The organism is Pseudomonas sp. (assembly GCF_036387035.1).
GTDB lineage: Bacteria > Pseudomonadota > Gammaproteobacteria > Pseudomonadales > Pseudomonadaceae > Aquipseudomonas.
This window is the reverse complement of record NZ_DASVUM010000198.1, coordinates 1-12,292: the sequence shown is the minus strand read 5'-3', so window position 1 is coordinate 12,292 and position 12,292 is coordinate 1. Positions and strand designations below refer to the sequence as shown.

Below are 12,292 nucleotides of genomic sequence, written 5' to 3'. Positions count from 1 at the left end.
GCCTGGACCGACTGCTTAACGACCATACCGACCCAGCCACTGCTCGGCCAGTTCGCGCGCACGCGCGTCTATTTCAAAGACGGTTTCCAGCTCGGACACCGCGACAACTGGCTCAAGGTTCAGGACCTCGTCGATCATACTCGCGATCTCCGGATAACGAATGCGCCCATCGAGAAACGCGGCGACCGCGACTTCATTGGCGGCGTTCAGGACCGCAGGCGCACTGGCGCCGGCTTCGGCAGCTTGCCGCGCCAGACGCAGGCATGGGAAGCGCACTTCGTCCGGTGCTTCAAAGTCCAGCCGCCCGATGCTGAACAGATCCAGCGGCGAGACACCCGAGTCGATGCGTTCCGGCCAGGCCAGCGCATGGGCGATGGGCGTACGCATGTCGGGATTGCCCAACTGTGCGAGCACCGAGCCATCCACGTAATCGACCATTGAGTGGATCACGCTCTGAGGGTGGATCACCACCTCGACCCGCGCAGACGTCGTGTCGAACAGCCAGCAGGCCTCGATCAGCTCAAGGCCCTTGTTCATCATGCTCGCGGAGTCGACTGAAATTTTGCGGCCCATGGACCAGTTGGGGTGCGCACACGCCTGGTCCGGTGATACATGCTCCAGTTCGGCAAGCGGCGTCTGGCGGAAGGGGCCGCCGGATGCTGTCAGCAGAATGCGCCTGACGCCGACCCGCTCCAGACCGCTCTCATAATCACGCGGCAGGCACTGGAAAATCGCGTTGTGCTCACTGTCCAGCGGCAGCAACACTGTGCCACTGCGGCGAACAGCCTGCATGAACAAGGCGCCGGACATGACCAGCGCTTCCTTGTTGGCCAGTAGCACTTTCTTGCCTGCCTCGACGGCGGCCAGGGTCGGGCGCAAACCGGCCGCACCAACGATCGCGGCCAGCACCGTGTCCACCTGAGGGTGTGCGGAAACTTCACAAAGCCCGCCCTCCCCCACCAGTACCCGCGTATCGAGTCCGGCCGCGCGCAGGTCGTCCTGCAACTGGCGGGCGGCAGCTGTCGTGGGCACCACGGCAAACTGCGGGGTATGACGTACGCACAAGGCCAATAGCTCGGCCAGACGTGTGAAACCTGTCAGGGCAAACACCTGATACCGCGTCGGATGCCGCGCGATGACGTCAAGGGTGCTCAAGCCCACCGAGCCCGTTGCGCCAAGCACGGTAATGAGCTGGGGCGTACTCAAAGGATGCCCCAGTCCTGGGCAGCCCAGAGCAGCAAGGCGAACACTGGAATGGCGGCGGTCAGGCTGTCGATACGGTCCAGCACGCCACCGTGGCCCGGCAGCAGATTGCTGCTGTCCTTGATCCCGGATTTGCGTTTGAACATGCTCTCGGTCAGATCACCAACGACCGAGATCAGCACCACGACGGCCGCACACACCAGGGCGAAGATGATTTCACTCACCGACCAGCCGCGATAAGCACCTACAACCGCCGTGATCAGCAGACACGCGGCCAGACCACCGTACAAACCTTCCCAGCTTTTACCCGGACTGACCGTCGGGGCCAGCTTGCGCTTGCCGAACGCCTTGCCGGAGAAATAGGCACCGATGTCGGCACCCCATACCAGAATCATGACGCAAAGGATCAGCCAGTTGCCCAGCGGCATTTGCTTGATCAGCACCAGGCCCTGCCATGCCGGCAGCAGGATCAACAGCCCGATCACCAGCTTGCAGAGTGCACTGGACCAATGCTCGCTGGACGCGGGATACGTAAGCACCAGCCAGGTTGCCGCAAGCCACCAGATCAGTGCCGCTACCAGCAACCACGGCGCGAGATCGGGCAGCAGGTACAACAGAAACAACAGCGCGGCGACCACCACGGCGTACAGCACGCGGCTTGATTGTGCTTCGAAGCCGGAAAGACGAGCCCATTCCCAGGCACCGAGCACGACGACCGCGCCGATGAAGAGCGCAAAGCTGCCGCCTTCAAGAAGGAAGAAGCCGCACAAGGCCAGCGGCGCAAGGATCAACGCAGTGATGATTCGTTGTTTAAGCATTAAGCGCGGGCTCCAGCTTCTACCTGCTCGCTGGTTTTCCCGAAGCGACGTTGGCGAGAAGCGAAATCGGCCAGCGCAGTGCGCATGGCATCGTGTTTGAAGTCCGGCCAGAAGAGGTCGGAGAAGTACAGCTCGGCATACGCCAGCTGCCAGAGCAGAAAATTACTGATGCGGTGCTCGCCGCCCGTGCGAATGCAGAGGTCGGGCAATGGCAGGTCGCCGGTGGCCAGACAGGTCTGCAGGAGTTCCGGGGTGATGTCTTCCGGTCGCAGATGACCCGCCTGAACTTCACGGGCGAGTCGCTGGGCAGCCTGGGCGATATCCCACTGACCACCGTAATTGGCAGCGATCTGCAGGACAAAGCGGCTGTTCTCGGCAGTGCGCTGCTCGGCTTCGCGGATGGCGGCCTGAAGCTCGGGATGGAACCGCGAACGATCACCGATGATGCGCAGGCTGATGCCGTTCTCGTTCAAGCGCTTGGTCTCGCGACGCAATGCCGTGAAAAACAACTCCATCAGCGCGCCGACTTCTTCGGCCGGGCGCTGCCAGTTCTCGCTGGAAAACGCGAACAAGGTCAGCACCTCGACCTTGGCTTCGGCACAGACCTCAATCACCGCTCGAACAGCATCGACGCCAGCCTTGTGGCCTGCTACACCCGGTAGCAGACGCTTCTTGGCCCAGCGGTTATTCCCATCCATGATGATCGCGACATGACGCGGCACCGATGCCGGCGCAGCCAGCTTTGTCTTATCCATGAAAGCTTCCCGGCCTTTATACGGCCATCAGGTCCGCTTCTTTGGACTTGGTCGCGGCGTCGATGTCCGCCTCTGCCTTGTCCGTCAACTTCTGGATGTCGGCAGCAGCGCGGCGCTCTTCGTCTTCGCTGATTTCCTTGTCCTTGACCAGCTTCTTGAGTTCACCCAGCGCGTCACGGCGGATATTGCGCACGGCAACGCGTGCGTCTTCCGCAGCACTGCGTGCCTGCTTGGTGAAGCCCTTGCGGGTCTCTTCTGTCAGGGCAGGCATGGAGATCAACAGCATCTCGCCCAGGTTGGTCGGGTTGAGGTTCAGGCCAGCGCTCTGAATCGCCTTGTCGACAGCCGCGAGCATGTTGCGCTCGAACGCCACGACTTGCAGCGTGCGCGAGTCCTTGACGGTGACGTTTGCAACGCCGCTCAACGGGGTGTCGGAACCGTAGTACGGCACCATCACGCTGCCCAGAATGCTCGGGTGCGCCTTGCCGGTACGGATCTGGCCAAATGCATGGGCCAGAGACTCAAGGGATTTCTGCATCCGTGCTTGAGCGTCTTTCTTGATTTCGTTGATCATTGTTCGCCTTCCTCGATCAAAGTACCTTCCGCGCCGCCATGCACAATGTTCAGCAAGGCGCCGGGCTTGTTCATATTGAAGACACGCAGTGGCATCTTGTGGTCACGACACAGACAAATAGCGGTCAGGTCCATTACACCCAGCTTGCGATCCAGCACTTCGTCATAGGTCAGACGATCGAACTTCTCGGCATGCGGGTCCTTGAATGGATCGGCAGTGTACACACCATCGACCTTGGTTGCCTTGAGCACAACATCAGCGTCGATCTCGATCGCGCGCAGGCACGCCGCCGAATCCGTGGTGAAGAACGGATTGCCGGTACCGGCTGCGAAGATCACCACTTCTTTGGCGTTCAAATGGCGCATGGCCTTGCGACGATCGTAGTGATCGGTCACGCCAACCATGGAGATGGCGGACATCACGATGGCCGAGATGTTGGCGCGCTCCAGCGCATCACGCATCGCCAGCGCGTTCATCACGGTGGCCAGCATGCCCATATGGTCGCCCGTTACGCGATCCATACCGGCTGCGCTCAGCGCTGCGCCGCGAAACAGGTTGCCGCCGCCGATGACCAGACCGACCTGAACGCCGATGCCGACCAGCTGACCGACCTCCAGTGCCATGCGATCCAGCACCTTCGGGTCTATGCCGAACTCTTCAGACCCCATCAGGGCCTCGCCGCTGAGCTTGAGTAGAATGCGTTTATAGCGAGCTTGATAGCCACTGCCCTGCTGAGCCATTGCGAATCTCTCCTGCGGCGTTTGAAAAAAAATCGTCCGAGTTGCGGGCCGTGTTCGGCCTGCGCTAACTCCAGGTCACTGCTTCAGGGAACGGCTGCCTTGTGGGCGGAACCCTGCAAAACGCAATAACACTTCCGCGTGCCGCTTTGACAAAGAGGCTGCGCGCGTTAGCGGGCAGCCTCTTCGGGGCGACAGTTAAAAACCGTCTTATTGCTTGCTTGCAGCTACTTGAGCAGCGACTTCTTCAGCGAAGTTGTCGACTGGCTTCTCGATGCCGTCGCCTACTTTGTAGTAGGTGAAGGAAACGATTTCAGCGCCGGCTTTCTTGGCCAGTTCACCGACCTTGATTTCCGGGTTCTTGACGAACGCTTGCTCAACCAGGCTGGCTTCAGCCAGGAACTTGCTGATGCGGCCGGCAACCATCTTGTCGGCGATTTCAGCAGGCTTGCCTTTCAGCTTGTCTTCGTTCAACTGCATGAAGACGTTCTTCTCGCGCTCGATCGCTTCTGGCGAAACGTCCGAAGGCAGCAGGAACTCAGGGTTGGTTGCTGCGACGTGCATGGCGATGTCTTTCGCCAGTTCGGCGTTGCCGCCCTTGAGCACTACAACCACGCCAATCTTGTTGCCGTGCAGGTACGAACCCAGGACGTCGCCTTCGATGCGCGCCAGACGACGGATGTTGACGTTCTCGCCTACTTTGCCAACCAGAACCAGACGGTCAGCTTCTTGCGCTTCAACCAGAGGCTCAACGGTGGTCAGCTTGTCAGCGAAGGCTTTCTCAACGCTTTTAGCGACGAATGCCTTGAAGTCGTCCTGCAGAGCCAGGAAGTCGGTCTGGGAGTTGACTTCGATCAGGACTGCGGCTTTGCCGTCGTCCTTGATAGCGATAGCGCCTTCAGCAGCAACGTTGCCTGCTTTCTTGGCTGCCTTGATTGCGCCCGAAGCACGCATATCGTCGATGGCTTTTTCGATGTCGCCGCCAGCCTTGGTCAAGGCCTTTTTGCAATCCATCATGCCTTCGCCGGTACGCTCGCGCAGTTCTTTGACCAACGCTGCAGTAATCTCTGCCATTTCAAAATCCTCTTGGATAGGTCTTCAACCATTCCACCCGCAAGACGGGCGTTCAATTCTTGAAAATCCATGGTGACTGCTGCACATGACAATAAGATCGATGGCAACGTCAGATGGTTTTCGAGGTGGCAAAAAGGGGGCCAAGCCCCCTTTTTGCGTACTGAGTCAACGCCAGGCGTTTGTTACTCAGCCTTCAACAGTTGCCGCTGGAGCTTCTTCAGCGTAAACGTCGGTGCCGCCAGCATTGTTGTTGCGACCACGGATAACAGCGTCAGCCATCGAACCCATGTACAACTGGATAGCGCGGATTGCGTCATCGTTGCCCGGGATGATGTAGTCAACGCCTTCAGGGCTGCTGTTGGTGTCGACAACGCCGATGACCGGGATACCCAGCTTGTTGGCTTCGGTGATCGCGATGCGCTCGTGATCAACGTCGATAACGAACAAAGCGTCTGGCAGACCGCCCATGTCCTTGATACCACCCAGGCTACGGTCCAGCTTTTCCAGATCGCGAGTACGCATCAGCGCCTCTTTCTTGGTCAGCTTGGTGAAAGTGCCGTCTTCGGCCTGGATTTCAAGATCACGCAGACGCTTGATGGAAGCGCGGATGGTCTTGAAGTTGGTCAGCATGCCGCCCAACCAGCGGTGATCGACGTACGGCGAACCGCAACGTGCTGCTTCTTCAGCAACGATCTTGCCAGCGGAACGCTTGGTGCCGACGAACAGGATCTTGTTTTTGCCCTGAGCCAGGCGCTCAACGAAAGTTAAAGCTTCGTTGAACATAGGCAGGGTTTTTTCAAGGTTGATGATGTGGATCTTGTTACGCGCGCCGAAAATGTATTTACCCATTTTCGGGTTCCAGTAACGGGTCTGGTGACCGAAGTGCACACCGGCCTTCAGCATATCGCGCATATTGACTTGGGACATGATAGTTCCTTGATAAGTCGGGTTAGGCCTCCACGTATCCCAATGACCAACCAGCGGCTTGAGCCGAAGGCACCCAGGTCATCGTGTCGACACGTGTGTGGGTTAGAGCTTTCGGGGCATACCCCGTAAAGCGGCGCATTTTATATCACAAAAGACTGGATAACGGAACTCGAAATAAGCGCCTGTTTTCCGGACGGTTTTATCCCCTCGCATCAGTGGCCAGGCATTCTGCCCGCCCTTCAGCCGGCGTCAATGTGAGGCGCGATGATAACCCGCCTGACGGCGGTCTGGTAGAATCGCGTTTTTTCCGTATGAAGCCGTGGCCATGCCGCGCCGAGAGAGCCTGTTTAATGACCGTGACACTGAAAACCCCCGAAGACATCGAAAAGATGCGCATTGCCGGCCGCCTGGCTGCCGACGTGCTGGAAATGATCGGCGCCCACGTAAAGCCTGGCGTGACTACCGACGAGCTGGACCGCCTCTGCCACGATTACATCGTCAATGAGCAGAAAGCCATTCCGGCGCCGCTGAATTACAAGGGTTTTCCGAAATCCATCTGCACCTCGATCAATCACGTGGTCTGCCACGGTATTCCGAACGAGAAGCCGCTGAAGAATGGCGACGTGCTGAACATCGACGTGACCGTCATCAAGGACGGCTACCACGGTGACACCAGCAAGATGTTCCACGTGGGCAAAGTGCCCGAGTGGGCCGAGCGTCTGTCCCGCGTCACCCAAGAGTGCCTTTATAAAGGCATCGAAGTGGTCAAGCCCGGCGCGCACCTGGGTGATATCGGTGAAGTGATCCAGAAGCACGCCGAAAAGAATGGCTTCTCCGTGGTCCGCGAATACTGCGGCCACGGCATCGGCAGGGTGTTCCACGAAGAGCCGCAAGTGCTGCACTACGGCGAGGCCGGTGACGGCATGGAGCTGAAAGAAGGCATGACCTTCACCATCGAGCCGATGATCAACCAGGGCAAGGCCGACACGCGTCTGCTGGGCGACGGCTGGACAGCCATCACCAAGGATCGCAAGCTGTCGGCGCAGTGGGAGCACACCATTCTGGTGACCGCGACCGGGTATGAGATTTTCACCCTGCGCAGCGATGACACCATCGCCCGCACCTCGGCCTGACTGCGGAGCCACTCGCCTCAAGGTCGGCACAGCCAGTACGGTCGCTTTACTACGGTCGGTATAGATAGAAGGAAAGCAGTTCGATGCCGCAGGTGGACCCAGATTTGTTCGATCGCGGCCAGTTTCAGGCCGAGCTGGCATTGAAGGCCAGCCCCATACCCGCCTTCAAGAAAGCCATCCGCCAAGCGCGTGAAGTGCTGGACGGACGCTTCAAGTCTGGCCGGGAGATTCGGCGGCTGATCGAGGACCGCGCCTGGTTCGTCGACAACATCCTGCAGCAGGCCTGGGATCAGTTCGACTGGAGCGAGGATGCCGACATCGCCTTGCTGGCGGTCGGCGGTTACGGTCGCGGCGAGCTGCATCCGTATTCCGATATCGATCTGCTGATCCTGCTGGACAGCGCCGACCATGAGGTTTTCCGGGATTCCATCGAGCGTTTCCTCACGCTGCTGTGGGACATCGGCCTGGAAGTAGGTCAGAGCGTGCGCTCGGTGGACGAATGTGTCACCGAAGCGCGGGCCGACCTGACGGTGATCACCAATCTGATGGAGAGCCGCACGATTGCCGGGCCCGAGCGGCTGCGCCAGCGCATGCTGGCCGTCACCAGTACCCGCGAAATGTGGCCGAGCAAGGATTTCTTCCTGGCCAAACGCGCCGAGCAGAAGAACCGCCATCACAAGTATTTCGACACCGAATACAACCTTGAGCCCAACGTCAAAGGCTCGCCCGGCGGCCTGCGCGATATTCAGACCATTCTCTGGGTGGCCCGTCGACAATACGGCACGCTGAACCTTCACGCGCTGGCGGACGAAGGTTTCCTGCTGGAGAGTGAACACGCGTTGCTGGCGTCCTCCCAGGAGTTCCTGTGGAAGGTCCGCTACGCGCTGCACATGCTGGCCGGTCGTTCCGAAGACCGTCTGCTGTTCGATTACCAGACCAGCATCGCGCGCCTGCTGGGCTACGAAGACAGCGATGCCAAGCTTGCCATCGAGCGCTTCATGCAGAAGTACTACCGGGTGGTCATGAGCATCGCGCAGCTCAGCGACCTGATCATCCAGCACTTCGAGGAAGTGATCCTCGCGGATGACGAAGGCACGGTGACCGAGACAATCAACTCGCGTTTCCAGCTGCACGACGGCTACATCGAGGCAACCCACCCGAACGTCTTCAAGCGCACGCCGTTCGCGATGCTCGAGATTTTCGTGCTGATGGCGCAGCGCCCTGAAATCAAAGGCGTACGGGCCGACACCATTCGGCTTCTGCGGGAACACCGCTACCTGATCAACGACGATTTCCGCAACGATATCCGTAACACCAGCCTGTTCATCGAGCTGTTCAAGTGCGAGATCGGCATCCACCGCAACCTGCGCCGGATGAGCCGCTACGGCATTCTCGGCTTGTACTTGCCGGAGTTCGGGCACATCGTCGGGCAAATGCAGCATGACCTGTTCCACATCTATACGGTCGATGCCCACACGCTGAATCTGATCAAGCATCTGCGTAAGCTGCAATACACGCAGGTGTCAGAGAAATTCCCGCTCGCCAGCAAGCTCATGGCGAAGCTGCCCAAGCCCGAGCTCATTTACCTGGCCGGCCTTTATCACGACATCGGCAAGGGCCGCGGCGGCGATCATTCGGAACTGGGCGCGGTGGATGCCGAGGCGTTCGGTGTCCGCCATCACCTGCCGCAATGGGACACGCAGCTGATCGTCTGGCTGGTGCAGAACCATCTGGTGATGTCGACCACCGCCCAGCGCAAGGACTTGTCCGACCCGCAGGTGATCCATGATTTTGCCCAGTTCGTCGGCGATGAAGTGCATCTGGACTACCTGTACGTGCTGACCATCGCGGACATCAACGCCACCAACCCGACATTGTGGAACTCCTGGCGCGCCAGCCTGTTGCGCCAGCTCTACACCGAGACCAAGCGCGCGCTCAAGCGTGGACTGGAAAACCCGGTCGACCGCGAGGAGCAGATCCGCGGAACGCAAAGCGCCGCGCTGGATATCCTGGTGCGCAGCGGCACCGACCCCGACGACGTCGAGCAATTGTGGTCGCAACTGGGCGATGATTATTTTCTGCGCCACACCGCAGGCGACGTGGCCTGGCACAGCGATGCAATATTGCAGCAGCCGGCTGACGGCGGGCCGCTGGTGCTGATCAAGGAAACCACCCAGCGGGAATTCGAAGGCGGCACGCAGATTTTCATCTATGCGCCCGACCAGCATGATTTTTTCGCGGTGACGGTGGCGGCGATGGATCAGTTGAACCTGAACATCCATGACGCCCGGGTCATTACCTCAACCAGCCAGTTCACCCTCGACACCTACATCGTGCTCGACAGCGAAGGCGGCTCGATCGGCGACAATCCGGAGCGCATCAAGGCCATTCGCGACGGCCTGACCGACGCGCTGCGCAACCCCGACGACTACCCGACCATCATCAAACGGCGGGTGCCGCGCCAGCTCAAGCACTTCGCGTTTGCACCCGTGGTGACAATCTCCAACGACGCTCAGCGGCCGGTCACGGTGCTGGAGCTCAGTGCGCCGGATCGCCCCGGGCTGCTGGCGCGACTGGGCAAAATTTTTCTGGAGTTCGACCTGTCGTTGCAGAACGCCAAGATCGCCACGCTGGGCGAGCGCGTGGAAGACGTGTTCTTCCTGACCGATGAGAACCATCAGCCGCTGTCCGATCCGCAACTGTGCAGACGCCTGCAGGATGAAATCATCGAACAGCTCAGCGTCAATCCGGAGCCCGGCAGCGAGTTGCGCATCAGCATCTGAACCCGCCAGGACGGCACGACTTAACGACTTGATTCAGCGGCGCCCAGCCAATTCGTGAAAACGAGTGCGGGCGCCCAGCCTTGAGAACGATTGGACATGAATAACGCCCTGCAGAAGCTTCAGCCCTACCCTTTCGAGAAACTCCGGGCTTTGCTCGGTGCGGTCACGCCGAACCCGGACAAACACCCCATCGCCCTGTCGATCGGCGAACCCAAGCACAAATCCCCGGAGTTTGTGGCCAAGGCGCTGGCCGACAACCTCGATCAGATGGCGGTTTACCCCACCACGGCCGGCATTCCCGCGCTGCGTGAAGCCATCGCCAGCTGGTGCGAGCGCCGTTTCAACGTACCGACGGGTTGCCTGGATCCGGCTAAACATGTGCTGCCGGTCAACGGCACCCGTGAGGCGTTGTTCGCGTTCACCCAGACAGTCGTCAATCGCAGCGACAACGGTCTGGTGGTGAGCCCCAATCCGTTTTACCAGATCTATGAAGGCGCGGCGTTTCTGGCCGGCGCCACGCCGCACTACCTGCCGTGTCTGGCCGAGCACGGTTTCAACCCGGATTTCGACGCCGTCAGCGCTGACATCTGGGACCGCTGCCAGATTCTGTTCTTATGCTCGCCGGGCAACCCGACCGGTGCGCTGATCCCGCTGGACACCCTGAAGAAACTCATCGCCCTGGCCGACAAGCACGATTTTGTGATCGCTGCGGACGAGTGTTACAGCGAGCTGTACTTCGACGAGGCCACGCCGCCGGCCGGCCTGCTCAGTGCCTGCGCGGAACTGGGCCGTCAGGATTTCAAGCGCTGCGTGGTGTTCCACAGCCTGTCCAAGCGCTCGAACCTGCCAGGCCTGCGCTCGGGCTTTGTCGCGGGTGATGCCGACATCCTCAAGGCATTTCTGCTCTATCGGACCTACCACGGCTGTGCAATGCCGGTGCAGACGCAACTGGCGAGCATCGCGGCCTGGAGCGACGAAGAACACGTGCGCGCCAACCGCACGCTGTACCGTGAGAAGTTTGACGCTGTGCTGGCAATTCTCAGCCCAGTCATGGATGTACAGCGCCCGGATGGCGGCTTTTACCTGTGGCCTGACGTGGGGACAGACGACGCAACCTTCTGCCGGGATCTGTTCGTTACCGAGCACGTGACGGTGGTGCCAGGCTCTTACCTGTCCCGCGATGTCGACGGCTTCAACCCCGGCGCCGGCCGCGTGCGCATGGCCCTCGTTGCACCGCTGGCCGAATGCGTCGAAGCCGCGCAGCGCATCCGGGATTTTGTTACGCGTCGCTGATCCCCCGCTGGCAATCTAAGCGCTGAGGCCCGCCAATGTCCTCAGTGCGCCAGACCTAGATTGGCTTCATTGAGATCGAGTTCCGCCAGCACGCTGCGCAGCACGTCGTCGCCGATCTGGTGATGACGGTGCAAGTTGTACAGCTCCAGCCGCTGGGCACGCAGGGCGTTGATGCGCATGCGTTTCTCCAGCTGGTCCATTTGGAACGCCAGCGCCTGGGCCTCGGCGGTGTCGTTGAAAATCTCCAGACGGTGCCGGTATTCAGACATGATCCGCGCCTTCACTTCCATGGCAAGCACTGCCTGGGCGGCGTCGGGCGAATCCGTCGCGGCGGGAATCGCTTCGTTCTCCAGCGTCTGAATGGCCGCCTGGGCGGTGCGCTTCCAGGCATCGCGCACCTCGCGCTTGAGTCGCATGTCAGGTTCACTGATAAGCCCACGCAGGAGCAGCGGCAAGCCAATGCTCGCCGACACCAGCGACAGCAGGATGACCCCGGCGGCAATGAAAATCAGCAAGTCACGCTCGGGAAAATCGACACCAACGTTGATCAGCATCGGCACCGACAGCGTGCCCGCAAGGGTTACAGCGCCGCGAACGCCGCCCACCGTCAGCAGCAGTGACGAACGGGTCGACAGGTCCAGGGTTCCGTCGCCCCTGCCGCGCCAGCGCCTGATCTGGATCATCAGCCGCCATACGCTCTGCACCCAGATGTAACGCAACACCGCGAGCACGACGAAGATGGCCAGCACATCAAGGCAACGCCACAACAGGGTTGGCCACAGGGTCGCTTCGTGGTGGGTCACGGCGGTGATGATGTCCGGCAGTTGCAGGCCGAGGAGCAAAAAGATCAGGCCGTTGAAGGCAAACTCCAACAGTGTCCAGACGCTACGATTAAGCAACCGGGTGCTGGTCTGGCGCGGCAGCAGGTCGACCCAGCTTTGCATCATCCCCGCCGCCACCGCCGAGAGGATCCCGGACAGCTCAAGCCGCTCGGC

The 12,292-nt window shown here is 60.2% G+C and carries 11 protein-coding genes; 3 read left to right on the top strand and 8 right to left on the bottom strand.

Annotation, left to right across the window (positions count from 1 at the left end):
• Window positions 1-15: 15 nt before the first annotated feature.
• The 7 genes from ispC to rpsB form a co-directional block, all read right to left on the bottom strand.
• Complete coding sequence (gene ispC, locus VF672_RS18850) at window positions 16-1,206, bottom strand: 1-deoxy-D-xylulose-5-phosphate reductoisomerase (protein ID WP_331106067.1); 1,191 nt, start codon at window positions 1,204-1,206, stop codon at window positions 16-18.
• Window positions 1,203-2,021 (bottom strand): phosphatidate cytidylyltransferase, encoded by an 819-nt coding sequence (locus tag VF672_RS18845; RefSeq protein ID WP_331106066.1) that lies wholly within the window; start codon window positions 2,019-2,021, stop codon window positions 1,203-1,205. Before VF672_RS18845 ends, ispC begins: the two co-directional genes overlap by 4 nt.
• Window positions 2,021-2,776, bottom strand: a complete 756-nt coding sequence (gene uppS, locus VF672_RS18840; protein WP_074891303.1) for a polyprenyl diphosphate synthase — start codon at window positions 2,774-2,776, stop codon at window positions 2,021-2,023. The genes VF672_RS18845 and uppS overlap by 1 nt, the downstream gene beginning before the upstream one ends.
• 16 nt (window positions 2,777-2,792) lie before the next feature.
• A complete protein-coding gene (gene frr / locus VF672_RS18835) occupies window positions 2,793-3,350 on the bottom strand; it encodes a ribosome recycling factor (protein WP_331106065.1) in 558 nt (185 codons plus the stop codon).
• Window positions 3,347-4,090 carry a UMP kinase gene (pyrH, locus tag VF672_RS18830; RefSeq protein ID WP_037014256.1) on the bottom strand — a complete coding sequence of 248 codons (744 nt, stop codon included), beginning with the start codon at window positions 4,088-4,090 and terminating at the stop codon, window positions 3,347-3,349. The genes frr and pyrH overlap by 4 nt, the downstream gene beginning before the upstream one ends.
• A 207-nt stretch (window positions 4,091-4,297) precedes the next feature.
• Window positions 4,298-5,161 carry a translation elongation factor Ts gene (gene tsf / locus VF672_RS18825; RefSeq protein WP_331106064.1) on the bottom strand — a complete coding sequence of 288 codons (864 nt, stop codon included), beginning with the start codon at window positions 5,159-5,161 and terminating at the stop codon, window positions 4,298-4,300.
• Window positions 5,162-5,347: 186 nt separating this feature from the next.
• Window positions 5,348-6,088 carry a 30S ribosomal protein S2 gene (gene rpsB / locus VF672_RS18820; protein ID WP_037014262.1) on the bottom strand — a complete coding sequence of 247 codons (741 nt, stop codon included), beginning with the start codon at window positions 6,086-6,088 and terminating at the stop codon, window positions 5,348-5,350.
• Between the two features lie 350 nt (window positions 6,089-6,438).
• Between rpsB and map the strand changes: the two genes are divergently transcribed.
• From map to dapC, 3 genes are all read left to right on the top strand, one after another.
• A complete protein-coding gene (map, locus tag VF672_RS18815; protein ID WP_331106063.1) occupies window positions 6,439-7,221 on the top strand; it encodes a type I methionyl aminopeptidase in 783 nt (260 codons plus the stop codon).
• Between the two features lie 83 nt (window positions 7,222-7,304).
• Window positions 7,305-10,004, top strand: a complete 2,700-nt coding sequence (locus VF672_RS18810) for a [protein-PII] uridylyltransferase (RefSeq protein WP_331106062.1) — start codon at window positions 7,305-7,307, stop codon at window positions 10,002-10,004.
• Window positions 10,005-10,100: 96 nt separating this feature from the next.
• Complete coding sequence (dapC, locus tag VF672_RS18805) at window positions 10,101-11,297, top strand: succinyldiaminopimelate transaminase (RefSeq protein WP_331106061.1); 1,197 nt, start codon at window positions 10,101-10,103, stop codon at window positions 11,295-11,297.
• Between the two features lie 41 nt (window positions 11,298-11,338).
• Here dapC and VF672_RS18800 read toward each other — a convergent pair.
• Window positions 11,339-12,292: cation:proton antiporter (locus tag VF672_RS18800; protein WP_331106060.1), on the bottom strand; the 954-nt coding region annotated here is incomplete at its 5' end.